We start from the raw sequence: 26,822 nt of genomic DNA, 5'->3' as shown, positions 1-26,822 counted from the left end.
CTTGACTGTACAGAGACGAGATTATTCCGTTTATTTATTTGGGAGGGGATTTCCATGGGTAAGTTTACTTGGGTTGAAAAAGATACGTGCATCGCTTGTGGAGCTTGCGGAGCGACTGCTCCTGACATTTATGATTATGATGACGAAGGTCTTGCAGAAGTTATTTATAAAGCTGACGGTAATACAGGCAACACTGAAATTCCTGAAGATTTGTTCGATGATTTGCAGGATGCAGCTGACGGCTGTCCGACAGATTCAATCAAAATTGCAGACGTTCCTTTTAATTACTAATTTTTGAGTGATGATAAAAAAGCTCCTCCCCGCTTTGCTATGCAGCGGTGAGGAGCTTTTTTTGTATATGCAGCAATAACAGAAATGAACTCGGGATTACAATCAAACTCCCTGCCTGCCGATATAGAGGATATATACCACATGTCGGGAGGATGGGGGATGGACTCTCCGGAAGATATTTTTTATTTGAAGCAATTTGTAAAGCAGCACCCTGATAACCAAATGGGTTGGTATTTGTTAGGCAAGCAATACAAGATCGCTGGCAAGGAGGGCAAAGCGAATTATTGCTTCCTGCAAGCTGGTGAAGTATACGATGCCTTCGAGCATGAAAGTCATCCGTTATCGGAAAATCAATTGCAGCTGCTTAAAGATTGGGATTTGCAGCAAAAGAAAAAAAGACGAGCTCGCAAATTAGGAGCATTAGCTCTATTGTTCCTGCTCGTTGCAGTGTTTGCTCCAGCTAGCACTTCTGTATACAAGGAAAGGCCAGTGCAGCCCGAGCCTATAGCCTTAGTTGAAGTGAACCCAATTGGCGTTGTGTTTATACCTCGTAAAGAACGAAATCCAGTCGGCAGCGCATGGAACAGCCTCATTGCAGCCGGCAAGCAAGCACCTCTTCATACCATTGCAGCTCGCCTTGAGGAAGATGAGGGCTGGCGGAAATGGACAGGGAACACTAGACTGCTCATGTCCATAGAAAAAGAAAATGGAAGCAGTAAGCTGGATGTAACGATGTATGACCGCCTTACCTGCGAGTGTGAGCCTTCTGAGGCGAGCTCGGCTGCAGCAGAATATAAGGAATGGAGCGTGAAGCAGGAGACGCACTGGACGCTTGCAAGCGGCATCTATCAATATGAGAAAAAATTTAAAAAGTGGCCGGAGAAGCTGGATGATCTTATTGGGCCTTATCCGAACAATGTTCTTTCCGGGGAACGCAGCGGTATGCGCTCTATGTTTCCGGCTGTATTGCGAAAGCTGAAAGCCGCGCAAGCACAAAAAAACCGTTCAATCCAAGAACAAGAACAAGCAGCAGGAAATCAGCAGCAAGAGGAAAGTGAAAAAAGAACGAGTCCGATCGTAGGCACAAATGGAATTTTGGATAAACAGTGGAGCCAGCCGCTAGAGGTCGTGGTAGATAAAGCGAGTTATCGACTTGCTGTTATTCAGGGGGATATCATTGTGCGCAGCTATAAGGTGGGCCTCGGAGGCGATGCAACGCCTGAGGGAAGCTTCTACATAAGTGAAAAGGTTAGAAATCCGAATGGGCGTGACGATGGTAACTTCGGAAGCCGAGGAATGACATTATCGAATACGCTGTACGCGATTCATGGAACGGATGAACCCGGCAGTATTGGCAAGGACGAATCACTTGGCTGTATCCGGATGGGCAAAGCTGATGTGGAGGAGCTGTTTGATATGGTGCCGCTAGGAACGGTTGTCAAAATAAAAAATGGGACGCTTCCGTCTAAGGTGCAGCAGCCAGCAGAACGTTTTCAGCTGGAGCCGCTCCAAAACGAAACCAATCCCTTGAAAATCTATAAATGGTTGACGTAGACCGCTTACGAGGTAAAAATAAGAAGCAGCGCGACAGCTACAACAACGACGCCGACGATTGAACCAATCCACACAAGCGCTTTTTTGTTTACTTCATCCTTCGGTTTCGCTTTGATTGTAGCCGGTCTTCTTTTTGGTGAACTCATCGTCAATCAACCTCTCTATTTCATAGTAATAAATAATATGATCTCATTGTAATCGTTTTCTAGACAAGCCGCAATACAATGGAAGCTTGCACCTTCAGTGCAGGCTCTTTTCTTTTTGCCGCAAAAAAGATAAACTGTCAGATAGAGCATACATCTAAGATCGGAGTGAGTAAGTTGATTTATTCTTCAATTTTAAAACCTATTTTTTTTCGAATGGATCCTGAGAGGGCCCATCATCTTGTGATTGACGGCTTAGCTGCCGGCGGTGTAGTTCCAGGTCTGAATGGTCTGATGAATGCGATGTATGGCGTAGCAAAGTCGCCTGAGCTTACTACAGAACTATTCGGACTGCAATTCCCGCACCCTGTTGGACTTGCTGCTGGACTTGATAAGAACGGCAAAGCTGCGGACGGTTTCTCAAGCATAGGTTTTGGTTTTGCTGAGGTTGGAACGGTAACGCCAAAAGGACAAGTTGGCAATGAGCAGCCGCGATTGTTCCGCCTCCCATCAGACGAAGCGCTTATTAATCGGATGGGCTTTAACAATGATGGCACAGCGGCAATGGCAGAGAAGCTGTCACGACGCAAAATAAATAGAATCCCGATAGCGGTTAACATTGGCAAAAACAAAATAACGCCAAATGAACTTGCTCATGAGGACTATCAGACCTGCATACGCGAGTTGTATACATACGGCGACTTTTTTGTCGTCAATATCAGCTCTCCGAACACTCCGGATTTGCGTGATTTGCAGCATGGTGAAGAACTAAGAAATTTGCTTACCGCTGTAAAAAAGGAAATAAACACGCAAGCGGCGAAAACAGGAGCAAAAGCAAAACCTGTTCTCGTCAAAATTGCGCCTGACATGACAGATGAACAGCTGGAGCTTACCGTTGCGACTATTATGGACAGTGGAGTTTCAGGTATAATTGCAACAAACACAACATTATCGCGCCAAGGCCTTCAGCATTCGAATGCTGGCGAAGCGGGCGGGCTCAGCGGCAAGCCGCTGCGAGAACGTTCAACGGAGGTCATTCGGTCGGTATATCGCCAAACCGGGGGCAAGCTGCCCATTATTGGCTCGGGCGGCATTTTTACAGCACAAGATGCATACGATAAAATCCGCGCGGGAGCTTCACTTGTTGAAATCTACACGGCGCTTATTTACAAAGGGCCTGGAGTGCTGCGAGAGCTAACGAGTGGATTGAAGGAATGTTTACGCAAAGATGGCTACCGCAATATTGCCGAAGCAGTTGGTGCAGATCACGTTTAAGAACAGGAGGCGGCCGGATGGACGGTAGAGACTGGAATCTTTTTTTACAGCCTTATGAACAAGCGGTTGAAGAACTTAAAGTGAAATTTAAAACGATGCGGGTCGAACTGAAGATACGAGAAGCTTACGCGCCGATAGAATTCGTCACCGGCCGGGTTAAGCGAATTTCTAGTATTCTGGAAAAGGCCAAGCGTCTCAAAGTCCCCTCGGATCAATTGGATACGGGTATAGAGGACATTGCTGGTATTCGCATTATGTGCCAGTTTGTGGATGATATTCACCGAGTAGCTGGCTTGATTCGCACACGTAAAGATCTTTCCCTTGTATATGAGAAGGATTATATTACGAATTTCAAAGACAGCGGCTACCGAAGCTACCATATGATTGTAGAATATCCGGTTCAAACAGCACTAGGATACAAAATCGTGTTGGCTGAAATTCAAATACGGACGTTAGCGATGAATTTTTGGGCGACAATTGAGCATTCATTAAACTACAAGTTTAAAGAAAGCTTGCCTGAGGATGTGCGTGAGCGGTTGAAGAAAGCGGCTGAAGCCGCATCGCAGCTGGATACAGAAATGACCAGCATTCGCAAAGAGATTTTGGATGCGCAGACCGAATTCGAGGAGCAATCCAATGTGGTCTCGAAGGTGCTTAAAGGCATTCAAGATTTGTATTTTTATAATCGGGTTCGAGAAGCTGCTCAATTTCAAATGAAATTTAACGAGAAATTTGAAAAAGAGGACTATCATGAGCTTAATCAGCTTTCGCTTGATATTCAAACAGCCATTGGGAAAGCTAAAAAAGCTAACCAAAGCTAGCATAAAAGCAAGCGTAAAACCAATGTGAATTGGATTTAGGATAGTTAGGCAAAATGAACATTGAAGACGACTTTCACTCCATTATAGAGTGAGAAGTCGTCTTTTTTTGTTGTCCAAGGGAGGTGGCGTCCATTCCATCATTTACAATAAACAAACGTTAAAATGACTTCTGTTTAACAATACAACCAATTAAAACATATATAATGCACATGAAACAAGAAAATAAAAGGAGTGATTGATTTGTTTTTTAAGTGGAGGAGAAGTTTAGCGGTTTTCATAGTTATGGCTGTTTTATGTTCCAATGCACAAGGGTTCATTCGATCAGCAAGCGCTGCCGATGGTGCGGTACAAGCACCTGAAGCATCTGTCGCTGGAGGACGTTACGAGGCTGCGATAGCGGTTGTATTAAGCTCTAAAACAAGTGATGCTAGCATTTATTATACACTTGATGGAACGCTGCCTAACGAGAAAAGCAAAAAAGCTGACAATAATCCAATCACGATTGCCAAAACCACAAACCTTAGCGCGATTGCGATAAAGGATGGCGTGGCGAGCAAGGCGGTAACGTTTGGTTACATGATTAAAACAAGTGAAAAGCCGCTGTTGCAATTTGTAGCGATGTCAGATGTTCATGTAGGCTCACGCACGACAGGTGATCCAAGATATGAAAGCTATTTCGATACTATCGCATCGATCTTCCCAAATCCTGATGCCATCCTGGTTGTGGGTGATATGATCAACGATAACGGAGGAGACAAACCGAACGATCATCAAATGGTAAGGGAAATTTTCCAAGCGAATCTAGCTAGAAAAAATATGACCAATACAAAGATGCATGTTGCAATGGGAAATCATGACGCGACAGTTGCAAAAGTGAATGAGCATTATCCAGCGGATTGGTTCACATCACAGGCCAATGGCTATTATGAAACTCAAATCGGCGGTTATTATTTTTTCTTCTTGAACGGAAACAACTACAACTCGGATACAGGCCAGCGCAATTGGCTTAAGGGCAGACTAGCTGAAATTACGACTGATCCATTAAACAAAAATAAGCCGATCTTTGTAGGCATCCATCAGCCGATCACAGGGACGGTAATGGACGGACAGCAGGCGTCGAATCCGAACCTTAACAGTGATCTGGCGGGTTACCCGCAGGTTATTACGTTGTCGGGGCACTCCCATCTGACCAACAGCGATGAACGCTCTATTTTCCAGAAGGATTATACGGCTCTGAATCTTGGCTCGATGTCGTACATTGAAGCAGAGCATGGCTACTCTGCTGTAACGAATGCAGGGCTTGTCAGCCGCTTTGAATTTCCGGTATCTCAGGCTGATTTTATTGAAGTGTATGCGGACCGGATTGAAGTAGATAGAATTGCTTTTAATGCAGATCCGGCAGATATTATGGATGATTGGACACCGGTTCCTCCATTCAACAGCGTCGGTACAATTGCTGGCGAGAAATGGGTTATTGAACTGAAAGGCAGCACGATTCAAGAGATCAAAAGCAATTTCAAGTATACGAGTGCAAACCGCAATAAAGTAGCACCGCAATTTCCTGCTGAGACGGATCTGAAAGTGACGGATCTGGATGGCACGCCTAAGCTGAGCTTCAATCAAGCGAAGGATGACCAAAACATGCATCATTACGAGCTGACGCTTACGAACAAAAGGACGGGTACGACCGCAAAATCGGTTAATGTGTTCTCCGACTATTTCTTTACGCCGATTCCGAATGCGATGACGATTCCACTGGACGGACTTGATCCGCAAACGACCTATACTGCGGTCATCTATGCCGTAGACAGCTACGGGAACAAGTCTAGTGCGATCCAGCATACATTCCGTACGGAAGGCACGCTGCCTGAGCTTACGCCGATTGACCCTGAAACGATGTGGAAGGACCTAGTCGTTGATATGAAGTTTGACGACAACTTAAACGATGATGCGAGCGGCGTGACGGGTTCGGCTGTATCACGCGGAAGCGTTGCGTACGTGCAGGGCAAATCAAATAAAGCAGCGTACATTCCGGCAGGCAATGCGAATTATATCGATATGGGCAGCCGCAGCGATCTGAAGTTTGGCAGTGGCAGCTTTACGGTATCGTTCTGGCATACAGGCAATTTGTCTGGTGATCAGACGGTCATTTCGAATAAAAACTGGAACAGCGGCAAAAACGTCGGTTGGTATATCGGACCTGCTGTAGCCAATGCAATGACGTTAAACATTGCAGACGGCACGAACCGAATGGATACTTCGGCGGGTAGTGTTGGAAGTGAATGGCACTTGCTCACGGTCACCGTCGACCGAGCAAACCAAGTTGGCAAAGTGTATGTCGATGGGGTGGAGAAGGCCTCTAAAGAGATGACTGCACTTGGCACGAGCAGTGTTGACACAGCTTTTAATACGATTATTGGCGCGGATGGCAACAAAGGGAACGGCGGTGCTAATGTTACGATGGACGATTTGAAAATTTGGAAGCGGACGCTCACTGCAACGGAGATCAAAGCGTTATCCGATTCCTACAAAATCATTCCTGCCTATACGTATGAGCAGCTTAACAAGTTGAAGGTTGATGCTTCGGCCTTTGATGCTGCCAGTGAAAGTGTTGTAGGCGTCACCTATTCCGCTGCCAAGATGATGGAGCTCCGTTCTGCTTTAAGCAGTGCATCGGCGCTTACTCCTGAAAGCCCAGTTAACGAAATCGATGAAGCTTATGTGAATCTTATGCTCGCTTTGGAAGCGGCAAAGGAATCTGTGACTTATCAGTTCCTATCGAAATCGGCATTTGCAATCGAATCATTCAGCTCTTATGCGGATTATGAAGATGCATTTGCATCAAATATTCTTGATGGTGATTCGGCGACTATTTGGCACTCCAAATGGGAGGCTCCCGCGGCAGAGTTCCCTCACTGGGTTATTATTGATTCAAAGAATAGCCATAGCTTGAGCGGCATTCAAAGAACGAGCAGAATGAATCAAACTGCGCTGGAATTTCCGAAAGACTTTGAGGTATACGCATCTGATCGCTTGTCAGATCTAAGTGACGCGGCGTTCCTTGCGAATGAAGCCAATAAAGCGACAGGTACCTTCGGCAAATCGTGGACAGGCAGTACGTATAAAGACTTTACACCGCTTAACAAAACGATTTCCGGCAGATATATCAAGTTTGTGGTAAAGAGCACTTATAATGCAGCAGGCACCTTTACGAGCATGAGTGAAATTGATTTCACAGGTACCGTGAAGGACAAGCAGACGGAAAAAGCCAGCTTAAAAGGTGAAACGAAAGTAACAGTGGGTGGTTCCATTGCGCTTACTTACAGTCTAGAAAACGTAGTGGGTTCCGTTATGGCAGAGGACATTACGATTGAATACGATCCTTCCAAGTTGACCTTTGTTTCGGCAGTATCCATGGATGAAACTAAATTTTTGATCCCAGAAACGAAGGATAAGGATGGACAAGTAAGATTGATTGCAGTCCATTTGAATGAAGCACAGGCGAATGCAAATGGGGATTGGATGAAGCTCACATTCCAAGCTAAGGCAGGAGCTTTGGCAGGCCCAACCCAAATTACAGTGAAAAAAGCAGTATTATCCGACAGTGTGGAGGAAGTAACGATAGCCGGCAATTCACATGCCCTTGAAGTTATTAATATCCCTGGCGATTATAACAATGATGAGAAGGTAAGCATCGTTGACTTAGCAATCCTCGTGAAATCATATGGTGCGAAGGAAGGCGACAGCAACTGGAATGCAGTTAAATCTGGGGATTTGAACAACGACAAGGTCATTGATATTCTCGATCTCGTATTAATGGCCAAATTAATCGTTGACTGGAGCAAATAAGTAAGAATAAGTAAATAAAGCCTTAGCTGCATTACATGTTTGAAAAAAAGAAGCTGTCCAGCAAGGTCGGAGTAGACCTTGCTGGACAGCTTCTTCAACTTATACAGCAGACGAGCGTTAACTAATCTGTTGATTTTTTTGGTTTATACAGCTTATCGATGGCTGCACGTATTTCTTCCTTGGTCTTGCCTTGCTTGCTTAAGGCGATTACTTCTTCCATCTCTTTCTTACAAATGCCGCAGCTGGTACTGTGATTGGTCCATGTTACAGCGCCCTCGTCCGCAGGATGTTCGGCAACGTAGCAGCGCAGAAGCGAGTCATGCGGGGTTTCAACTGCTAACCCATCTGAACAACCGCAATAACAAGTGATACCGCTCATAATGTCGGCGTGAGCATGGACTCCTTTATATAGCTCGCTCGTATGCGGCGTATAGTCCGCTAAAAAACCAGGCAGCTCATCATAGGATGCTGTTGTTTGCCATGTTTCGGAACCGTGTTGATGCTCAGCGCCTGCCTTGTCGTCGTTCGCTAAGCCGCATGCGGTGAGCAAAGTAATAAAAGCGAATGCGAGCAGCAAAGCATACATGATGCTGCGAATGCGTGAATTTTTTTGCTCCTCCGTCATCTGCTCAGCCGTTTGGCGCTGACACTTCATCATTTGGTTTCAGCCCCCGAATATTTATTGAAAAACGCTCTGAAATCATCTAGTTTGTAGCCGGTAGTTCCTTCTTCAGCAAGTCCGCCCTCTAGCTTGTCAATTTGAACGCCATCTTTGAAATAAGCAAGTGTAGGCGTAAACTCGACATTATATTTGTTGAAATAGCTAGGGAATTCTCTTAAGTTGAATTGCGGAAGGTCAATTCCGAGCTCATCAACAAGCGGCATAAGCTGTGGCGTCGTTCTTTGGCAATGCGGACAATCAGAAGCGAATAGATAAACGAAGAAATCTTCCTTATCGGCCACTTTCTTGTCTAATTCAGCAGGCAAAATGATATTCTGATAGTTAGGATCATTAAGCAGCTTGCGTGTTTCTGGGTTCAGCTCGGAGAGGGGCTTGTCATATACGGCGTTTACTTTGCCACTGTTGTTTAAAACGGTAATAAGACCGAATAAAATAACAACGATACCGATATAGACGTAAATCATTTTCAATTTCTTTTTCTTCTTCATGTAAGCAACTACCTCCGAAACAGGTTTAAGTGGACAAGCTATGAAAGAACAGCATGTCCTTACTTAAATATATTATATAACAAATCCGTATTGGTATGTAAGAGCTTGAACATCAATGTCATACAACATTCGGATTTAGAGAATGAAAGGAAATAGATGGGTAAAATGTTGGATATTACTGGTTGTCTGATCTGGCGTTAATTGCTTGGGGATATTGCATGGCTTCTCTCTGTTCAATGTATAACGAATGACCAGAGATGCCATAGGTTTTAACAATTTCCTGCATTTTCTCCATAGCTGCTTCTTCACTGCTATAATATCCAGCTTCGACAAAGTAACCCCCTTGTTGATCTTTGAGCGTTCGTACTCCTTCAAGACCTGCTAACATTTCTTCGTAAATGCCTTGCGTTTCTCCGAATGCGGAAGAAGCGGTACGAAGCGAATAAACGGTGGGAGGATTGGTTTCTGCAGAATCCCGCTTTATCGTAAGAACAACTTGTGCCGGTTCTTTATATTCCTTGACCTCGTAACTTATATTGTTCTTAAAAGTTATGTTAAAGCGAACCAGCGAGTCGTCGAGCGAAATTAATGGATAAGCGTCCGTGATTAAACTGCTTTTCTTTAGCTCCGCTAAGTCCTTCTCGGCTGAGAAGCGTCTAACACCGCCAATTGAAAAAGTCATAGTATTAGGATATAGGCTATAGTTTACGCTAAACGAATTCGTCATTTGCTGGTCTTTATTGTTTTTCTGAAAATGAATGACAATATGCTCAAGATCGCCTTTCTTCTCCAGTGAAATGACATTAATAGCAGTGGAGTCCGTAATTGTACCGCCGCCTGCGCTTCCTTTGTAAAACTGCAAAGTACGCACGAGTTGGCCAAGACCAGGTATTTTTTCTAAGCTGCTAGCGAAAGCAGGCATCGTATTAATGCTGATTGTAAAAAGAATAAAGAGGGCTGCTGCACCAGCAACTACACGTTTAACCCAGCGGATTGATTTTGCTTGTTTCGTGCGCTTGCGCTCGATTTTGCCTCTTTGAATAGCTGCATTGGCAACGGCAGCAAGCTGATCGGGAATATCGATTTCATTATATGTTTTTTTAAATAAATCCATTCGGTTACTCATCGTCTTCCCCCTCGTTTAGGTGAATATTCAGCTTTGCTAGAGCCCGGTAGACGATCGATTTCACCGAGCTTAACGGCATATCAACAATTTCAGCAACATCTTTTAAGGGCAAATCTTCTAAATACCTTAGGATGATTACCGTTTTGGACTTCTCGTCAAGACTGTTGAGTGCCTGATGCAGATCGATTTGTTCTTCGGTTCGTTCTGGAGCGTAACCAGCCTCATAATCGCTGTCGATATAGACTGTTTTTTTAGCTTTTCGAATATATTCAAGCGCATAATTGACGGCGATCTTTGTTAGCCACGTATGAAAGTATTGCGGCTCACGCACTTTTTTGACAGAAATAAAGGCGCGATATATGGTTTCTTGTACAATTTCGAGAGCATCGTCCTTGTTGCGAACATATGTATAGGCGATTCGGTAGAGCCGATCCTGCCGACTCGCGATCAACTTGGAGAAGCTTTCGTCATCACCGGCTATTGCTTTTTTTACAAGTTCAATTTCATTTGAAATGGCGGTCGGCCTCCTTATGAGTAATAGTCGTTCTCTAGTTATGCTCTCCCATACGATTCCAATCATACTGAACCTTGCCCCAGTCAGGTGCGCCGATAGAGGCTGTTCCAAAACCTGCGGCAAGCACTTTTTCGCCATGTTTTAGGGTATAATTATAGGTGCCCTCTAAAAGTCTCGCCTCGCCCTTTAAGGAATAATCGACGGATACAGGAGTGATCATCAGATTGCGAAATGATTCGTTGTCGACGTTTTTGCTGCTTACGTACATCGTTAGCGGCATGATGACTTTGCGAACTTGTTCGCCGCTCTCTTGATCAATTTCATATAGCTCGATATGGAGCGGGATGTCGAGTGACAACTTATTTACCGGAACGATAATGGTCTGATTCACTTTGCCCCATTCCGGTCCGCCTATAGAAGCCGTTCCAAAATCAGTCATGATGATTTTATCGCCCTGCTTGATTGTGAAATGGTAGGTGCCTTCGAATAGGCTTGCTTCGCCCTTTATTTCAAATACTAAACTTTGCTTCGCTGCTTCAATGTTGCGGATCGAGTTGTTGCTAATGCTTGTCTCGGGCTGTTTCACATGCTGCTGCGTTATTTGGTTTACGTTATCCTTGGCTTGAACGATGCTGCGGTCGTTGACTGAAGTCGTCATCAACCCGATTAGGGATGCCCCGGCAATGACTGAGGTTACGACTGTACCTATTACTAATTTATTCATATGAATAATCTCCTTATGGCTTTTCGCCGTGTATTATTTGTGATAAACGTTTGTTGTTGTGCGCTTCATGTAGGTTATATAGGTTAGATGAGCGAGATGGGCGAAAAGACGCAAGGGAATATATTCCATTAATTAGCTGCGGACAGCGATCAACTTTTGTATAATGAATAGCGTTTCGGAGCTTGTCTAACTTTTCAACAATTTTAATGACGCTTCATTATTCTGTGCGTTGTATAATGAATCCTTAAGCTTTGTGTACGAATGCCTCGGCGAATGCTGAGAGGCTATTTATTTGGCAGGAGGAAATAGCATGAACGGCAATTTGCCGCGTAATTTCACAGAAAAAATGGAAAAGCTGCTTGGTGATGAGTTTGATAGCTTTATGTCTTCGTATGATGCACCAAGAGTATACGGTCTTCGAATCAATCGATTAAAGCTAGGTGTCGAGCAATGGAAAAAGCTATCTAACATGGGCGAAGAGGTGCGTGAAATACCTTGGGCACCGGATGGTTTGTATTACAAAGAGGGCGAACGGCCAGGCAAACATCCGCACTATCATGCGGGGCTCTATTATATTCAAGAACCGAGTGCGATGGCTCCGGTAGAACTGTTGGACGTTCAGCCTGGTCAACGCGTACTTGATCTATGCGCGGCTCCAGGAGGTAAATCGACGCAAATTGCAGGGAAGCTGCAAGGAAGCGGAGTGCTCGTCACGAATGATAACGCCAGAGAAAGAACAAAGGCTTTGGCCAAAAATATAGAGCTTGCCGGTGTTCGCAATGCTGTCGTGCTTAACGATGAGCCCGCAGCAATTGCCGCTGTTTTTCCACAATGGTTCGATCGTATTCTCATTGATGCCCCATGCTCCGGCGAGGGCATGTTTCGCAAGGATGATTCAATGATTGCAGAATGGGAGAAGCACTCGATTGAAAAATGTTCCTTAATGCAGCGCGATATTATGCAGCATGCCGCAGCGATGCTGGCACCTGGGGGGAGAATGGTCTATTCGACATGCACGTTCTCGCCGGAGGAGAATGAGCAGCAAATAGCTCAGTTTTTAGCCGAGCATGAAGATTTTTTTGTTGAAGCTATTTCTCCTCAGCATGGCTGGAGGTCAGGCAGAGCGGATTTAGCAGAAGGCATGGCGCAGCTTGATGCTGAGCGTCTGCAATCCATTCAAGGAACGGTAAGGCTATGGCCGCATTTAATCGAGGGAGAAGGCCATTATGCGGCTGTCCTTAGACGCAGCGGGGAGCGGACTAGCATCATTGAAGAAGAGGTAGTGGTTGCTGCTTCTGTAAAGAGCAAGAGCGTCCAGTCTGCTGGAGGAAGCTTGAAACGTGAAGTCGTGCCAAGCAGCGGGAAAAGACAAGAAAAGAAACAAGATCATAGGGATGAGCGCCGAGCAGCTAAACGGCAAACGAGAAATGATTGGGCCAACGCTGGATTGGAGCGCCCTGCAAACAAGAAAGGAGCGGGGAGTGGTCGTGATGGAGCCGCGATGAACCTTTCTGAAGAAGCAAGTCCAATTGAGCTATGGCACCAGTATGCAGAACAATTTGCGATAAATGGACGAAGCTGGCCAGGGCGTGTTGTAGCCTTTGGTTCTCGCGTATATATTCAGCCTGCCGAACTGCCATCGCTCGATGGCTTGCGCGTAGTTAGAGCCGGCTGGTATGTAGGTGAAGCTATTCGAGGTCGATTTGAACCGTCACACCCGCTAGCCATGGGGTTAAAGCCAGATGAAGCCGTGCGCTCCGTTAATTGGAGCTCGTCTGATGAGCAGACGATTCGATATCTCAAAGGAGAAACCTTGTTTGTTGATGAATCGGAACTAACGGTGCATGCTGGCGCCGCCTCAAAAGGGTATATATTAGTTTGTACAGACGGTTTCCCCTTAGGTTGGGGGAAATATGCCGCTGGAATGATCAAAAATGAACTGCCTGCAGGATGGAGATGGATGTAGAATGAGTAAACGTATTCGAATTGACAAGCTGATCGCCCATATGGGACTGGGTACGCGCAGCGAAATTAAACGAGCTGTGAAGCTCGGCATGGTTGTTGTTGATGATAAAGTAGTGAAAGACAGCGGACTAATCGTTGACCCTGATACAGCAAAGGTTTATTTTGACGGAGCACCTGTAGTGTATCGTGATGTCGTTTATTTCATGTTGAATAAGCCGCAGGGCGTTATTTCTGCAACAGAGGATAGTCGTGAACGCACAGTAATCGATTTACTTGAGCTCAGCGATCGGCAGCGAGATCCATTTCCAGTCGGACGACTGGATAAAGACACGGTTGGCTTGCTGCTGCTGACGAACGATGGGCAGCTTGCTCATGAGCTGTTGTCTCCGCGCAAGCATGTTGCGAAGACCTATGAAGCATTGGTGCTTGGCGATGTTGGCGAAGAAGACAAGCAGCTTTTTTTGGCTGGCGTTGCATTAGACGACGGGTATGTTACGATGCCGGCTGAGCTACACATCAAGAGTCGTGAACAAAGGGATGATGAAATATTTTCGAGTATCTCCCTTACCATTATGGAAGGTAAGTTTCACCAAGTGAAAAGAATGTTTGAAGCTGTCGGCAAAAAGGTCGTATACTTGAAAAGAGTATCGATGGGCCCGCTTAAGCTTGATGAAACTCTTGAAGAGGGCTCCTATCGGGAGCTGACGGAAGAAGAACTAGAGCTTCTGCGCTCGCATAAACGGAAGACGGATTAGACATTGTATCTAGTGTTTGCTGTAATTAAGAGATAGAGAGAGCACTTACAGAGTTTGGAATAGGAGTGGAGACATGAGCCTTAATTATGACTTAATTGCTTTAGATGTGGATGGGACGCTGCTTACAGATGATCATGTGCTGACGAAAGCTATTCGTGAGTCGGTGCATGAAGCTGCCAATCGCGGAGCTCAAATCGTGTTATGTACTGGGAGAGGACCATCTGGCGCTCTTCCTGTGCTGAAAGAGCTTGGACTTAGCGGGACAGTGATTACTCATAACGGAGCAGCAACGATTAATGCGGATGACCATTCCGTTGTTCACCAATTCGATATGATACCTGAGCATTTATTGCGTTTTATTCAATATTGCCGCGAGAATGGCATTCATTTTGATTTGAATACTGCGTTTGAAATGATGGTCGAGAGCATGACGCCGGAAGTGGAAGCAATGTATGGCCATTTTCAAGCTAAACCATCGATTCATGATTTCCGCCTGGGCTTGCCTAGCGGCCTTGTGAAATTTACAGTTTTCGGAACGAAGGATCAGATGGATGTCGTACAAACGGAATGGTCGGGATGGCCTAAGCAGCTTCATTCGATTCGGAGCGGCGACTTCTTTATCGATGTGCATCATATTGAAGCCAATAAAGGAAAAGCGTTGCAGCAGCTTGCTGCAATTAAAGGCATTGATCGCAGCCGAATTCTAGCAATTGGCAATTATCATAATGATATAACGATGCTTCAATTTGCGGGCATGGGCATAGCAATGGGCAATTCCCCTGAGGAAGTGAAGCTGGCAGCTAATGCAGTTGCACTTTCGAATAGCGAGGATGGCGTGGCTAGAGCGCTTTATGAGCACGCTTGGAGCTAATTAAACAAAAGGGCTGTTTCAAAAGTGAAAACTTTTGAAACAGCTCTTTTTCTTTGGGATGATTGTAATAGAGCCCAAGTTGGTAAGAGTCAAAGATATTGCTTGCGAATTAAATGTTAACTCACACGAATCTATTTTTTTAAGAATAATTATAGCTATGGTTCAAATCGAAGCTATAGTGGAAAGGAAGAATGTAATTGAGATTGATCAAAAAAAGGATAAAACAATGCAACTGCAAATCTTCTAATAATGCCAATCTCCTTTGAAATCCACGCCTGCATTGAAATCCAATCAACTACATCCAATGTGCAAAATAATGTTATAGCTATTTTCACTCACCATGCTCACACCTTTTATGAAAAGCTTCCTAATATTTATCCCGGATTTACGAAAACTAAATTTTGCGTTTGCGGATGCAGCGGCGCGTATAAATGCCAATGCAATTCTATTAGCTGCTGCAGAGGATATTATGAGGCGGCATTGACTATCAATAATAATCAGTATGATCTAACGGTTAACGAAGTAAGATCCTGACGGAATGATATAGAAAGAGAAAGAGCGGTCAGCACTAGGAATAAGTTCCTGTGTTGACCGCTCTTTCTTTTAAAGTTGTTTACCGATTGCGTCCGCCGCCACCGCGCGGTTTGCTCGAAGAGCTTCCGCCACGCGGGCTGTTGCCGCGACCGCCGGCAGGTGAGCCGCTGCGTCCGCCTGACGATGATTTGCCGCGCTTGCCTGTTCCACGGCCGTTTTCGTGCTCATTTAGTGTTTTTGCTTTGAAATCACTGCGTGCTGCTTCCCAAGGGCTATCCACCTTGGACGAGGCACGGCCTGCTACATGCTCTGCGCCGCGAGGACTGCCGAAGCCGCCGCTGCGGCTTGCACCACCGCGAGCTGAACCGCCACGACTCTCGGAGCGTTCGCCACCGCGAGCTGAACTTCCGCGACTTTCGGAACGGTCACCGCCGCGAGTGGAGCTGCTGCGGCTTTGGGAACGGTCATTGCCGCGAGCGGGGCTTGCGGATTCGAATCGATCTCCACGATTAGCTGACCAGCCTGTGCTCTCGCCGGCTGCTTCGGAAGCTTGACCGCGAATCTCAGCTGTTCTGCCTGTACGTTTGCCAGCATTAGGACGAACGGTCTCGCGTTGGCCTCTGCGTCCGCCTGGCTTCGCATTGCGATCGCCTTGAGCAGAACGGTCACGACCGCCGCGGCGTCCACCCTCGGATGGCTTGCTGCTTCCGCCGCGTGTACTGCTTTTGCCAGCTGCACTGCGTGTTCTCTCAGGACGATCGGCGGATTGTGCGCGTACAGATGTTTCGTTGCCTTCGCTGTCAATTGCACGGCGCGGAAGCTTAGCATTTATGCTTTGTTCAATAAGAATCAAATGGTTTTTGTCATAAGGAGTTGCGAGTGTAATGGCTGCGCCATCTTGCCCAGCGCGACCCGTTCTGCCAATACGGTGAATATACAGCTCGCCGTCTTGTGGAACGTCGTAGTTGTAAACATGGGTAACCCCTTCAACATCGAGTCCGCGTGCAGCAACGTCAGTTGCTACAAGCACCTGCAGTCTTGCATCTCTGAAGCGCTTCATTACTTGCTCACGCTTCGCTTGCGTAAGATCGCCGTGCAGCTCATCCGATTCAATGCCGAGCTCTTGGAGTTCCTTGTTCAATTTTTTCGCGCGAACTTTAGTCCGGCAAAAAATAACGGCCAAATAGGGCTGATGACGCTCAAGCAAATGCACGAGAGTTTGCTGCTTGCTTCTATCCGTTGTTTCATAGACGATTTGTGTAATGCTGTCGAGTGTGACGTTAGTACTGCGTACCCGAATATCGACAGGCGTCTTCATATAATCAGCAGCCAGCTTGCGAATAGCATCAGGCATTGTTGCTGAGAACAACATCGTTTGACGAGCTTTCGGCGTTTGTGAAATAATGCTTTCTACATCTGGCAGGAAGCCCATGTGAAGCATTTGATCCGCTTCATCGAGAACAAGCATTTGCAGCTTGCCTAGGCTGACGGTTTCACGTTTCATATGATCGATTAGACGACCAGGTGTGGCAACTACGATATGGGGCGAGCGCTGCAGCTTGCGAATCTGAGCATCAACGTCTTGGCCGCCATAGGCAGCAAGCACGCTTACGCCAACAGCGGGCACAAGTTTTTTGAGCTCGCTCGTAATTTGAATCGCAAGTTCCCTCGTTGGAGTTAATATGAGAGCTTGGACTTGTTCTTTCTCTATATTAATACGTTGCAAAATAGGCAAAGCAAACGCAATCGTTTTGCCTGTGCCCGTCTGAGCTTGTGCAATTACATCCTGCCCGTTGAGCAGAAGTGGAATCGCTTGCTTTTGAACCGGAGTCGGCTCGATAATTCCATCATGGTGAAGCAATTCGCTTAGCTTGGGAATTATACCCAAAGCATTAAATGCGTTAGACATTAATACATTTCCTCATTTCGTTTACATCTTTTGATGTTAAGTATAACAGCTGTCCTTATAATGTGCATCTTTACTTTGCTTATGCTATGCTAAAAGCCGACATTAGAGCAGCAGAGGAATGGTAAATATGAATGGAACAGAGCGCTCCGCGATCAAAGCGGGCCTATCGGTAGACATTGTTTTGAAGCAGGATCAACGGACTGGCAAGCTGACACGAGGTGTCGTGAAAGATATTTTGACAAATTCGCCTAAGCATCCTCACGGCATTAAAGTGAGACTGGCAGATGGGCAAGTAGGGAGAGTCAAGAACATCCTGACTTAAAGAGTCCATATCTAGTCAGGAAGGAATGTTCAACGTTAAAGGAGCGATGTGCTGTGGCCTTTGGCATAAAAAGAAAAGAGTTGCAGCGATGGAAGGAAGCCGTTGCCCGCGGAGAAATTGCATTTCTGACGCACTACTGGCTGGATTCGAGGTTTCCAGACATGAAGACAGTAACGAAGGTAGGCTGCTCCGATATGGAGAAGCTCTCGCGCTGGTGCCTCGATAACGGCCTTAATCCTCGCTATATTCATGCGCGGTCAGAGTATCCGCATTTTGATTTGCTTGGACCGATGCAGCGTGAAATATTGAAGCGAGAAAATCAGCTGGAACAGCTTGAACGATTTGATATGGTATGAGGACCAGAATCGCAATTAGCTGCTCATGAGGCAGCTTTTTTTATTTCAATAATGGAAAAAAATCTCGCTCCTTAAGGAATCATCCTTTATGATAAATGGAAGCTTGGATGATTATGCCAGTTTAAGGGGAGAGGAATTTGCATATGGTTACCGAGAAACGGCAGCTGCTAGACACCTTCGAAGAATGGATAACGTTTGTAACCGATTTGGCGCGTTACGACGAACGTATTTGGAATCAGAGCATTGCCGCAGGAAAATGGTCGGTTCGAGACGTCACAGCCCATATTTTACGTTGGGATATTTATTTTTATGAAGAAGCAATCTTAAAGGTGCGAGCCGGCTTGCCGCTTACGGTTAAACATTTGGATTATAATGAGTTTAACGAACAAGCAAAAATATACAGCAGGTCAACTTCGATCGCTGAGCTCGTTCATGAAGCTGCAAGCATACGTAAGCGGATTATTGACACGATAGCACAGCTAGCAGATGAGCAGTACAAAGCTGACTATGTAGATGCGGACGGTCATGTCTTTGAAGTGAGTCAGTATATAAAAGATTTTATATGGCATGATCAGCATCATATGGAGCAGATTAAGCGACTGTTGCATTTTCGCATAGAGGAAATGAGCTTGAATGGCTGGCCAGCTTTGCAAACGGTTGTCTACGACGGCTGGCTGCTTCGTTTTGCAGAAGGTTATACGAAACGTTCCAATTCGATTAATCCTGTGTACGGCAGCACGCTTCAGCTTAATGCAAAAATCAGCTCCTGCGAGGAACTGTATGAACAAAAGGGCATTCGCTCTGTTTTTAAAATAACACCCTTCGTCCAGCCAACCTCGCTTGATGAGGAACTGGCGACTCGCGGTTATGAGCTTATCGACCGGACGATTGTCAAAACGATACATCTTTCTGACGCGCTATCGCCGAAAGCTGCTGAAATTTGGCTCGAACAGGAAGTTTCGGAGAATTGGCTGGATGCGGTTGCGGTTTTTAGTCGTTTAACGGATGAACAGCGGTCAACTACACGCAAAATGTTAGAACAGTCACCGCTGGATAAATGCTGCGCAATCTTGCACGACAATGGAATACCGGTAGCATGCGGCTATGCGGTGATTGAAGATGGTTGGATTGGTATTTATGATATTGTGACCGATCCAAACTATCGAAATAGAGGTTTTGGCGAGCAGTTAGTGCTGCATCTTCTACAATGGGGCAAGGGGCGTGGAGCGACTGAAGGTTATCTGCTCGTTGTAAAAGATAACGCAGCAGCTAATCGGCTGTACGATAAAATCGGGTATGTCCCGCAATACGAGTATTGGTATCGAGTAAAAAAATAAAAGCTGCTATTTGTTATTTGTATTAATCATATATGGCGCCTTGTTGAATGTTTAAGGCGCTTATATGGGAAACTAAACAACTTAGATTGATCAGCATGAGAAAGAAGGATTATTTCGTGAAAATCAGCAATACAAATTTATCATCAGCATCTACATCTTCTGCGCCAATTGCAATAGCAAGCTCATGGCTGCTGCTTCTTGGCATTTTGCTCATAGCCGCTAATTTGCGAGCGCCATTAACAGCAGTTGGACCAATCGTATCTGAAATTCAGCGTTCGTTTGGCATCTCCAGTGCGCTCACTGGGCTGCTGACGACCTTGCCGCTGCTAGCATTTGCACTTATTTCTCCGATTGCGCCACGAATTGCTCAGCGCATAAGTATGGAAAACACATTATTTATTGCAATGGTCGTGCTGACTGGCGCGATTGTAATTCGATCCCTTCCAGCGATAGCCGCTTTATTTGTTGGAACGATCTTGCTTGGCATGGCGATTGCAGTTGCAAACGTATTGCTTCCGAGCATGATAAAAAGAGATTTTCCGGCCACCGTCGGTTTAATGACTGGTTTATATTCGGTCGTGATGAATTTAGGTGCTGCTCTTGCTTCAGGATTCAGCATTCCCATTACAGAGAAGATTTCCTTTGGCTGGCAAGGGATGCTGGCCTGCTGGGCACTGCTCGCTCTAATTGCTACAATTGCTTGGGTACCGCAACTTCGTTCGTTTGCGAAGAAGGATAACAACAAAGCAGCAACGAATGGCGAGAAGAACGGTAGTCTGCTGCGCTCTGGCTTAGCTTGGAAAGTAGCATTATTTATGGGTCTTCAATCATTTTGTTTCTATGTCAACATATCATGGCTGCCTGAAATTTTGTCTGACCGCGGCATGAGTCACGTTGATGCGGGATGGATGCTGTCACTGCTGCAATTTGTCAGCTTGCCCGCGACATTTATTATACCTGTCATTGCGGGAAAGCAGGCAAGCCAAAGGCTGCTTGTTATTCTTACAACGATCTTGCTGCTCCTAGGATACCTAGGTCTTCTTAGCGGGAATGTGGATCTTATTCCGATTTGTATGATCTTACTCGGAATTGCCGGCGGTTCCGGCTTTAGTCTCGCAGTTATGTTTTTTGTACTGCGGACAAGCAGCACAAGGCAGTCAGCTCAGTTGTCGGGGATGGCGCAGTCACTTGGTTATCTGCTTGCCGCTGCCGGACCGCTGTTGTTTGGACTCATTCATGATTTGACGAATAATTGGACTATCTCATTAGTGATGCTAGTAGCCGTTGCCGTTATTTTTGGATATATAGGCTTCGGAGCTGGAGCGAATAAAACCATATCAGGAGCACAAGAACAATAGATGTGTTGTTCAAATCGATTAGGATACGCTTGAAGTTCAAGTACGTTCTCTTGACACCGAACCGTGTGATCTTTATAATCGAAACTAACGATTTTATGCATATGGAGCGTTGAAGAGGAACAGTAATTTCGTTTGTCAGGCCTAGAGAGCCGGTGATTTATGGTGGAAGCCGGACCTGCAGCGAAATGAAGCTCGCCTTGGAGCTGTGCGATTAACGAAAGCGATGTTTACGAAACATCGTTTACGCGAAAATCACCGTTTGGCCCGCGATAAGGGCGACAAGTGAGCGATCGGCAAAGCATGTCTTTCGCTAACTAGGGTGGTACCACGGGAGAACAACCTCTCGTCCCTAGCGATAATTCGCTAGGGGCGAGAGGTTTTATGTTTTTTTGTACAATTATGCATTCAGCATTTATTTGAGAGAGGATATGAGCACATGAGTCAAGAACAGCAATTTCACGGCTATAACCCGCTTGTTGTGGAGCCGAAATGGCAGCAATTTTGGGATAAAAACAAAACGTTTCAAACGACAGAGGATGCTGATAAACCAAAGTTTTACGCATTAGATATGTTTCCATATCCATCTGGAGCTGGCTTGCATGTAGGACATCCCGAAGGTTATACAGCGACGGATATCGTGTCTCGCTACAAAAGAATGAAAGGTTATAATGTCCTTCATCCGATGGGCTGGGACGCGTTCGGATTGCCTGCTGAGCAGCATGCGCTTGATACAGGAAAGCATCCGCGCGATATTACGTTTGTAAACATCGATAATTTCCGCAGACAAATAAAATCACTTGGCTTCTCATACGATTGGGATCGCGAGATTAGTACAACCGATCCTGAATATTATAAATGGACGCAATGGATTTTTATCCAATTGTACAATAGAGGACTCGCTTATGTTGCTGAAGTATCAGTTAACTGGTGTGAAGCTCTTGGAACGGTGCTTGCCAATGAAGAGGTTATTAACGGCCTAAGCGAGCGGGGCAATCATCCCGTTGTTCGCAAGCCTATGCGTCAGTGGATTTTGAAAATTACGGAATACGCGGATCGTCTGTTGGATGATTTGGAAGAGCTGGACTGGACAGAAAGCATTAAGGATATGCAGCGCAACTGGATTGGAAAATCCAAAGGAGCTGAGGTTACCTTTGAGATTGACGGTCATGATTCCGCATTGGTCGTATTTACGACTCGTCCAGATACATTGTTTGGCGCGACTTATTGCGTACTCGCTCCTGAGCATGAGCTTGTTGCAAAAATCGTAACGGCAGAGCAAAAAGAAGCAGTTGAAGCTTATCAACTGGCAGCATCGCGCAAGAGTGATTTGGAGCGTACTGATTTGGCGAAAGACAAGTCAGGCGTGTTCACAGGAGCTTATGCCATTAATCCCGTTAATGGCGTGAAAACACAAATCTGGATCGCAGATTATGTTCTTGCTGGTTATGGAACGGGTGCAATTATGGCTGTTCCAGGTCATGATGCTCGCGACTGGGAATTTGCTAAGCAATTTGATTTGCCAATCGTTGAGGTTGTACAAGGCGGAGATGTTACGAAGGAAGCTTATGCAGGCGACGGCATTCATGTCAATTCCGATTTCTTGAACGGTTTGACGAATGAAGAAGCGATTGCGAAAATGATAGAGCATCTGGATGCGTCGGGCAAAGGAAAAGGGAAAATCACTTACCGCCTGCGCGATTGGTTGTTCAGCCGCCAGCGTTACTGGGGTGAGCCGATTCCGATCCTTCACTTGGAGGATGGTACGATGAAGACTGTTCCTGAGGATCAGCTTCCGCTTCTGCTGCCTGATGTTGATGCTATCACTCCTTCAGGAACTGGGGAATCACCGCTTGCCAGCGTTACGGAATGGGTGAACACGATCGATCCTGAAACGGGCATGAAGGCACGCCGTGAAACGAACACGATGCCGCAATGGGCTGGCAGCTGCTGGTACTACCTGCGCTTCATCGATCCTAAAAACGACAAACAGCTTTGTTCGCCAGAGAAGCAAAAGCAATGGCTGCCGGTTGACCTTTACATCGGCGGCGCTGAGCATGCTGTTCTGCATCTGCTTTATGCTCGTTTCTGGCACAAGGTGCTTTATGATATCGGCGTTGTAGATACAAAGGAGCCGTTCCATAAGCTTGTCAACCAAGGTATGATCCTTGGAAACAACAACGAAAAAATGTCCAAATCGCGTGGAAATGTTATCAATCCAGATGATATTGTAAACGAGTTTGGCGCAGATACGCTTCGTATGTACGAAATGTTTATGGGTCCGCTTGAAGCAACGAAACCTTGGAATACCAATGGTGTGGAAGGAACATATCGTTTCCTTAACCGTGTATGGCGTTTGTTCGTGAACGAGGATGGCAGCTTGAATGCCAAAATCGGCAATGGCGAAACGAGTGATGCATTCAAGCGCACATGGCATCGTTCAATCAAAAAAATTACGGATGATTATGAGGGACTTCGCTTCAACACCGTAATCAGCCAGCTCATGATTTTTGTAAACGAAGCCTACAAAACAGATGTGCTTCCGCAAGCAGCAATGGAGCAATTCGTTCAATTGATTTCGCCAATTGCGCCGCATATCGCGGAAGAGCTATGGGAGAAGCTGGGACGCACAGATTCGCTTACGTATGCAGCGTTCCCGACGTTCGAAGAAGCTTGGACGGTCGATCAAGAGGTTGAGATCGTCGTACAAGTAAATGGTAAAATCGCAGATCGCATCTCCATTGCAGCTGATATGGACGTTGCTGAGATGGAAAACATAGCGAAAGAGCTTGAGAAGGTACAAGAGCTGATTGCCGGCAAAACGATCCGTAAAGTCATTGCGGTAAAAGGCAAGCTAGTCAATATCGTTGCTAATTAAGACAAACAGAAGAGGTGAACGGGCATTAGCTGAAGAACAGCTATTGACCGTTCACCTCTTCGCCTATAAAGGCGGTGGAAACTTTGACCACGTCTTCATCGAACTTTGCATGTGTCGTACGGATGAGTTGATTGAATACTCCTTCTGTCTCGCGGCGCAGCAGGTTTAGCGCTTGGGCTGTAATGCCGCCAGGGACGGCAACTCTCTCTTGCACCTCTGCAGGTGTAAGGCCGCCTTCGGTCAGCAGCAAGCCGGTTCCGAGCAGCATGGCGCTTGCAACACGCAGCGCTTCATCACGGCTAATACCCGTTTCTTCAACAGCAGCATCCACAAATTGCTCAAGCAGGAAAGACATAAAAGCTGGTCCGCAGCTTGAAATGTCGGATACGATGCGTGTGTAACTCTCATCTATTCGCAGCGGCTGACTAATATGGGATAATAAGTCCTCCAGTTGAGCCATATCATTCTCATCAATCGTTTCCCCATAAATGCAAAGCGATGCTCCGCTCCATACATAATTTGTAATGCTCGGAATAACCTTAGCTACCTTGCAATCGAGTTCTCCTTCTAGATGAGAGATAAGGACAGGACTCGTTATAGATACGACAATCTGATTTGGTCGAATAGTTGCCTTCAAATCATCGACCACTTTTTTGAACTCCAAAGGCTTTACGCACAAAAAAACAATATCGCAGCCGCAGGCAGCCGCAGCATTCGTATATTCGGCTCTCATGCCGGAATAACGGTTGGCCAAGGCTTGCGCTTTTGCAAAGGTGCGGTTGCTGATGGCAATTTGTTTTGGTGATAATGCACCAGATGCGATCAAAGCTTCAATGAGCAGGCTTCCCATTGTGCCCGTCCCGATAAATCCGACATTCATGCTGAACCCTCCTATAGGTTTGGCGCGCGCATAACCAGCTTTAATTTGTAGAGAAAGGTTATATGCGAACAAATCCCGAGTGAAAATTTCAATAGCCGTACTCATTTCGTGTGCTCTCTTACCTTATTCCGCAGGACTTGTTTCATATGTCACTAATTACCAAATAATTCGTCTCTTTCAAAGGAGAGTGAAGAAGTGAAGCCTTTAACTGGAACCATTTCTAGCAAAGCCATTTTATTTGCTTCTATTTTAATACTTGCTGCAGCTATATTGCTGGCCGCTGCTTTTATGGAGCCTAAGCAGCCGGAAACAGGTGATTGGGTACCTTTAAACGATGCTGTGAAATCTGCAGTCGCTGCAATTGATGCAGCAGATGCGGGTGAAGAAGACGTAAAGAACAAGAAGGATACGGAGATGATTCCGGAAAAGGAGCAAGAAGCATCAGCTGCGGGTGTTGATCATCGAAATGAGCCGGATGAGAAAGCTTCTTTAAAGGATGATACGATTGTATCCACTGCGCCAGCAGTGCTGATTGCTGAGGCGGGCAAGGATAATGCAGCAAAGCTTGATATCAACCGCGCAACGGAGGCGGAACTTGATGATTTGAAAGGAATCGGACCGTCCAAAGCAAAAGCAATTATTGAAGATAGAGAAAGAAACGGCAAATTTGCGACCGTTAATGATTTACTCCGTGTCAAGGGAATTGGAGAAAAACTATTAAAAGGATTGGAAGACAGCATTGTAGCTCGTCCATAATTGTGAGAGAATGGAAAGAAGCGGACATTTACAACTTCCGTTTGCCATTATCTATTAACTCATTTGAAGGAGTCGAGAAAATGTCAGAACAACGCAAGCTTTCCCTCGATACACTATCCGTCCACGGAGGTCAGCAAATCGATCCGACTACGTTGTCGCGCGCAGTACCTATCTATCAGACGACATCTTACGGATTCAAAGATACAGATCATGCAGCGAATCTATTTGCATTGCAGGAATTTGGAAATATTTACTCCCGAATCATGAACCCGACATCGGATGTTTTTGAGAAACGTGTAGCTGAATTAGAGGGTGCTCCGGCAGCATTGGCAGTTGCTTCTGGTCAATCGGCTATTACATACGCGATTCTAAATATTGCAGGAGCTGGCGATGAGATCGTTTCCGCTACTAGCCTGTACGGAGGCACTTACAACTTATTCTCAATGACGCTTGCAAAGCTTGGCATCACTGTAAGATTTGTTGATCCGTCGAATCCGGAAAACTTCCGCGGAGCAATCAACGAGCGTACGAAAGCAGTATATGCTGAAACGATCGGAAATCCGAAGGGCGATGTGATCGATCTTGAAGCGGTTGCTGCAATTGCACATGAGAATGGCATTCCATTTATCGTGGACAATACATTCCCGAGCCCGTACTTGTGCAGACCGATTGAACATGGAGCAGACATTGTGGTGCATTCCGCGACTAAATTTATCGGCGGACATGGAACATCAATCGGCGGTATCATTGTAGACGGCGGCAAGTTTGACTGGAAAGCCAGCGGCAAATTCCCTGGTCTTACTGAGCCAGATCCAAGCTACAATGGCGTTGTTTATACCGATGCAGTTGGCCCTGTCGCTTATATCATTAAAGCACGCGTCCAATTGCTAAGAGATATGGGTGCGGCCATTTCACCTTTCAACTCCTTCCTATTGCTTCAAGGACTTGAGACGCTGCATCTTCGGATGGAACGCCATAGCTCAAACGCGCAAAAGGTAGCTGAATATTTGGAAGGCCATGAAGCGGTTGAGTGGGTTAGCTATCCAGGACTTCCAAGCCACCCATCTTATGACCTTGCACAAAAATATTTGCCGAAGGGCAAAGGCGCTATTATGACATTTGGCATCAAAGGCGGAGTAGAAGCGGGCAAGAAAGTAATCAACTCCGTTCAGCTATTCTCACATTTGGCGAATGTCGGCGATTCCAAGTCGCTAATTATTCATCCGGCAAGCACAACACATCTGCAATTGTCTGAGGAACAGCAAGCTAATGCAGGCGTTTCTCCAGGCATGATTCGTCTATCGATCGGTACAGAAGGCATTGATGATATTTTGGCGGATATTGAGCAAGCCATTGCTGCCAGCCAAGCCTAAGACTAAACGTTTTAGTAAGAAGCGTTAACGAAGAAATATACAATAAATAAATGCAACCAGAGAT

The 26,822-nt window shown here is 45.8% G+C and carries 23 protein-coding genes and 1 other annotated feature; of the genes, 15 read left to right on the top strand and 8 right to left on the bottom strand.

Annotated features, from left to right (window positions below; genetic code table 11):
• The first annotated feature begins 54 nt into the window (after positions 1 to 54).
• Together AC0VYE_RS21720 and AC0VYE_RS21715 are read left to right on the top strand one after the other, a co-directional pair.
• The gene (locus AC0VYE_RS21720) at positions 55 to 291 is read left to right on the top strand and encodes a ferredoxin (protein ID WP_053376893.1); all 237 of its coding nucleotides are present in this window, start codon (positions 55 to 57) and stop codon (positions 289 to 291) included.
• 159 nt (positions 292 to 450) lie between these two features.
• The gene (locus AC0VYE_RS21715) at positions 451 to 1,845 is read left to right on the top strand and encodes a L,D-transpeptidase (protein WP_475442850.1); all 1,395 of its coding nucleotides are present in this window, start codon (positions 451 to 453) and stop codon (positions 1,843 to 1,845) included.
• Between the two features lie 5 nt (positions 1,846 to 1,850).
• On the opposite strand, the gene AC0VYE_RS21710 is transcribed toward AC0VYE_RS21715, so the two are convergent.
• Positions 1,851 to 1,991, bottom strand: a complete 141-nt coding sequence (locus AC0VYE_RS21710; protein WP_179089760.1) for a hypothetical protein — start codon at positions 1,989 to 1,991, stop codon at positions 1,851 to 1,853.
• A gap of 174 nt (positions 1,992 to 2,165) precedes the next feature.
• Here AC0VYE_RS21710 and AC0VYE_RS21705 point away from each other — a divergent pair, with 174 nt between their 5' ends.
• The 3 genes from AC0VYE_RS21705 to AC0VYE_RS21695 all read left to right on the top strand — a co-directional run bounded on the left by AC0VYE_RS21705 (position 2,166) and on the right by AC0VYE_RS21695 (position 7,933).
• On the top strand, positions 2,166 to 3,263 hold the full coding sequence (locus AC0VYE_RS21705) for a quinone-dependent dihydroorotate dehydrogenase (protein ID WP_475442849.1): 1,098 nt from the start codon (positions 2,166 to 2,168) through the stop codon (positions 3,261 to 3,263).
• A gap of 17 nt (positions 3,264 to 3,280) precedes the next feature.
• On the top strand, positions 3,281 to 4,084 hold the full coding sequence (yjbM, locus tag AC0VYE_RS21700; RefSeq protein WP_076266843.1) for a GTP diphosphokinase: 804 nt from the start codon (positions 3,281 to 3,283) through the stop codon (positions 4,082 to 4,084).
• 282 nt (positions 4,085 to 4,366) lie between these two features.
• Complete coding sequence (locus tag AC0VYE_RS21695) at positions 4,367 to 7,933, top strand: LamG-like jellyroll fold domain-containing protein (RefSeq protein WP_475442848.1); 3,567 nt, start codon at positions 4,367 to 4,369, stop codon at positions 7,931 to 7,933.
• Between the two features lie 121 nt (positions 7,934 to 8,054).
• On the opposite strand, the gene AC0VYE_RS21690 is transcribed toward AC0VYE_RS21695, so the two are convergent.
• The 5 genes from AC0VYE_RS21690 to AC0VYE_RS21670 all read right to left on the bottom strand — a co-directional run bounded on the left by AC0VYE_RS21690 (position 8,055) and on the right by AC0VYE_RS21670 (position 11,467).
• On the bottom strand, positions 8,055 to 8,591 hold the full coding sequence (locus tag AC0VYE_RS21690) for a PCYCGC motif-containing (lipo)protein (protein ID WP_475442847.1): 537 nt from the start codon (positions 8,589 to 8,591) through the stop codon (positions 8,055 to 8,057).
• Positions 8,588 to 9,103: a thioredoxin family protein gene (locus AC0VYE_RS21685; RefSeq protein ID WP_076266845.1), complete on the bottom strand. Its 516-nt coding sequence runs from the start codon at positions 9,101 to 9,103 to the stop codon at positions 8,588 to 8,590. The genes AC0VYE_RS21690 and AC0VYE_RS21685 overlap by 4 nt, the downstream gene beginning before the upstream one ends.
• A 175-nt stretch (positions 9,104 to 9,278) precedes the next feature.
• Positions 9,279 to 10,229 (bottom strand): DUF4179 domain-containing protein, encoded by a 951-nt coding sequence (locus tag AC0VYE_RS21680; protein ID WP_475442846.1) that lies wholly within the window; start codon positions 10,227 to 10,229, stop codon positions 9,279 to 9,281.
• On the bottom strand, positions 10,222 to 10,809 hold the full coding sequence (locus AC0VYE_RS21675; protein ID WP_475442845.1) for a sigma-70 family RNA polymerase sigma factor: 588 nt from the start codon (positions 10,807 to 10,809) through the stop codon (positions 10,222 to 10,224). Before AC0VYE_RS21675 ends, AC0VYE_RS21680 begins: the two co-directional genes overlap by 8 nt.
• Positions 10,778 to 11,467 (bottom strand): Gmad2 immunoglobulin-like domain-containing protein, encoded by a 690-nt coding sequence (locus AC0VYE_RS21670; protein ID WP_475442844.1) that lies wholly within the window; start codon positions 11,465 to 11,467, stop codon positions 10,778 to 10,780. Before AC0VYE_RS21670 ends, AC0VYE_RS21675 begins: the two co-directional genes overlap by 32 nt.
• Positions 11,468 to 11,777: 310 nt before the next feature.
• Here AC0VYE_RS21670 and AC0VYE_RS21665 point away from each other — a divergent pair, with 310 nt between their 5' ends.
• The 3 genes from AC0VYE_RS21665 (at position 11,778) to AC0VYE_RS21655 (ending at position 15,058) form a co-directional block, all read left to right on the top strand.
• Entirely contained in the window at positions 11,778 to 13,433 is a 1,656-nt protein-coding gene (locus AC0VYE_RS21665) for an RsmB/NOP family class I SAM-dependent RNA methyltransferase (protein WP_475442843.1), read from the top strand.
• A gap of 1 nt (position 13,434) precedes the next feature.
• A complete protein-coding gene (locus AC0VYE_RS21660) occupies positions 13,435 to 14,187 on the top strand; it encodes a 16S rRNA pseudouridine(516) synthase (RefSeq protein ID WP_339203509.1) in 753 nt (250 codons plus the stop codon).
• 73 nt (positions 14,188 to 14,260) lie between these two features.
• Positions 14,261 to 15,058, top strand: a complete 798-nt coding sequence (locus AC0VYE_RS21655) for a Cof-type HAD-IIB family hydrolase (protein ID WP_475442842.1) — start codon at positions 14,261 to 14,263, stop codon at positions 15,056 to 15,058.
• Between the two features lie 613 nt (positions 15,059 to 15,671).
• On the opposite strand, the gene AC0VYE_RS21650 is transcribed toward AC0VYE_RS21655, so the two are convergent.
• Positions 15,672 to 17,501, bottom strand: a complete 1,830-nt coding sequence (locus tag AC0VYE_RS21650) for a DEAD/DEAH box helicase (protein ID WP_475442841.1) — start codon at positions 17,499 to 17,501, stop codon at positions 15,672 to 15,674.
• A gap of 127 nt (positions 17,502 to 17,628) precedes the next feature.
• On the opposite strand from AC0VYE_RS21650, the gene AC0VYE_RS21645 reads away from it, so the two are divergent.
• The 5 genes from AC0VYE_RS21645 to leuS all read left to right on the top strand — a co-directional run bounded on the left by AC0VYE_RS21645 (position 17,629) and on the right by leuS (position 23,749).
• A complete protein-coding gene (locus tag AC0VYE_RS21645) occupies positions 17,629 to 17,823 on the top strand; it encodes a YwbE family protein (protein WP_076266853.1) in 195 nt (64 codons plus the stop codon).
• Positions 17,824 to 17,876: 53 nt separating this feature from the next.
• Positions 17,877 to 18,179 carry a hypothetical protein gene (locus AC0VYE_RS21640; RefSeq protein ID WP_076266854.1) on the top strand — a complete coding sequence of 101 codons (303 nt, stop codon included), beginning with the start codon at positions 17,877 to 17,879 and terminating at the stop codon, positions 18,177 to 18,179.
• 143 nt (positions 18,180 to 18,322) lie between these two features.
• Entirely contained in the window at positions 18,323 to 19,516 is a 1,194-nt protein-coding gene (locus tag AC0VYE_RS21635) for a GNAT family N-acetyltransferase (protein WP_475442840.1), read from the top strand.
• A gap of 167 nt (positions 19,517 to 19,683) precedes the next feature.
• On the top strand, positions 19,684 to 20,874 hold the full coding sequence (locus AC0VYE_RS21630; RefSeq protein ID WP_475449682.1) for a CynX/NimT family MFS transporter: 1,191 nt from the start codon (positions 19,684 to 19,686) through the stop codon (positions 20,872 to 20,874).
• 100 nt (positions 20,875 to 20,974) lie between these two features.
• Positions 20,975 to 21,228, top strand: a binding site (T-box leader).
• A gap of 82 nt (positions 21,229 to 21,310) precedes the next feature.
• On the top strand, positions 21,311 to 23,749 hold the full coding sequence (leuS, locus tag AC0VYE_RS21625; RefSeq protein WP_076266856.1) for a leucine--tRNA ligase: 2,439 nt from the start codon (positions 21,311 to 21,313) through the stop codon (positions 23,747 to 23,749).
• A gap of 40 nt (positions 23,750 to 23,789) precedes the next feature.
• On the opposite strand, the gene comER is transcribed toward leuS, so the two are convergent.
• The gene (gene comER / locus AC0VYE_RS21620) at positions 23,790 to 24,629 is read right to left on the bottom strand and encodes a late competence protein ComER (RefSeq protein ID WP_076266857.1); all 840 of its coding nucleotides are present in this window, start codon (positions 24,627 to 24,629) and stop codon (positions 23,790 to 23,792) included.
• A 195-nt stretch (positions 24,630 to 24,824) separates the two neighbouring features.
• Between comER and AC0VYE_RS21615 the strand changes: the two genes are divergently transcribed.
• Complete coding sequence (locus tag AC0VYE_RS21615) at positions 24,825 to 25,385, top strand: ComEA family DNA-binding protein (protein WP_475442839.1); 561 nt, start codon at positions 24,825 to 24,827, stop codon at positions 25,383 to 25,385.
• A gap of 80 nt (positions 25,386 to 25,465) precedes the next feature.
• Positions 25,466 to 26,758: a homocysteine synthase gene (locus AC0VYE_RS21610; protein ID WP_076266859.1), complete on the top strand. Its 1,293-nt coding sequence runs from the start codon at positions 25,466 to 25,468 to the stop codon at positions 26,756 to 26,758.
• The last annotated feature ends 64 nt before the right edge of the window (positions 26,759 to 26,822 follow it).

The organism is Pristimantibacillus sp. Z349TD_6 (assembly GCF_056173205.1).
Note: the sequence above shows the minus strand (reverse complement) of the source record. Positions and strands in the feature narration are given on the sequence as shown.

Excerpts from the sequence above, each read along its gene's own strand:
- AC0VYE_RS21720 (WP_053376893.1), top strand. The coding sequence starts at position 55 with ATGGGTAAGTTTACTTGGGTTGAAAAAGATACGTGCATCGCTTGTGGA.
- AC0VYE_RS21715 (WP_475442850.1), top strand. The coding sequence starts at position 451 with ATGGACTCTCCGGAAGATATTTTTTATTTGAAGCAATTTGTAAAGCAG.
- AC0VYE_RS21710 (WP_179089760.1), bottom strand. The coding sequence starts at position 1,991 with ATGAGTTCACCAAAAAGAAGACCGGCTACAATCAAAGCGAAACCGAAG.
- yjbM (WP_076266843.1), top strand. The coding sequence starts at position 3,281 with ATGGACGGTAGAGACTGGAATCTTTTTTTACAGCCTTATGAACAAGCG.
- AC0VYE_RS21695 (WP_475442848.1), top strand. The coding sequence starts at position 4,367 with ATGGCTGTTTTATGTTCCAATGCACAAGGGTTCATTCGATCAGCAAGC.
- AC0VYE_RS21690 (WP_475442847.1), bottom strand. The coding sequence starts at position 8,591 with ATGATGAAGTGTCAGCGCCAAACGGCTGAGCAGATGACGGAGGAGCAA.
- AC0VYE_RS21685 (WP_076266845.1), bottom strand. The coding sequence starts at position 9,103 with ATGAAGAAGAAAAAGAAATTGAAAATGATTTACGTCTATATCGGTATC.
- AC0VYE_RS21680 (WP_475442846.1), bottom strand. The coding sequence starts at position 10,229 with ATGAGTAACCGAATGGATTTATTTAAAAAAACATATAATGAAATCGAT.
- AC0VYE_RS21675 (WP_475442845.1), bottom strand. The coding sequence starts at position 10,809 with ATGATTGGAATCGTATGGGAGAGCATAACTAGAGAACGACTATTACTC.
- AC0VYE_RS21670 (WP_475442844.1), bottom strand. The coding sequence starts at position 11,467 with ATGAATAAATTAGTAATAGGTACAGTCGTAACCTCAGTCATTGCCGGG.
- AC0VYE_RS21665 (WP_475442843.1), top strand. The coding sequence starts at position 11,778 with ATGAACGGCAATTTGCCGCGTAATTTCACAGAAAAAATGGAAAAGCTG.
- AC0VYE_RS21660 (WP_339203509.1), top strand. The coding sequence starts at position 13,435 with ATGAGTAAACGTATTCGAATTGACAAGCTGATCGCCCATATGGGACTG.
- AC0VYE_RS21655 (WP_475442842.1), top strand. The coding sequence starts at position 14,261 with ATGAGCCTTAATTATGACTTAATTGCTTTAGATGTGGATGGGACGCTG.
- AC0VYE_RS21650 (WP_475442841.1), bottom strand. The coding sequence starts at position 17,501 with ATGTCTAACGCATTTAATGCTTTGGGTATAATTCCCAAGCTAAGCGAA.
- AC0VYE_RS21645 (WP_076266853.1), top strand. The coding sequence starts at position 17,629 with ATGAATGGAACAGAGCGCTCCGCGATCAAAGCGGGCCTATCGGTAGAC.
- AC0VYE_RS21635 (WP_475442840.1), top strand. The coding sequence starts at position 18,323 with ATGGTTACCGAGAAACGGCAGCTGCTAGACACCTTCGAAGAATGGATA.
- leuS (WP_076266856.1), top strand. The coding sequence starts at position 21,311 with ATGAGTCAAGAACAGCAATTTCACGGCTATAACCCGCTTGTTGTGGAG.
- comER (WP_076266857.1), bottom strand. The coding sequence starts at position 24,629 with ATGAATGTCGGATTTATCGGGACGGGCACAATGGGAAGCCTGCTCATT.
- AC0VYE_RS21610 (WP_076266859.1), top strand. The coding sequence starts at position 25,466 with ATGTCAGAACAACGCAAGCTTTCCCTCGATACACTATCCGTCCACGGA.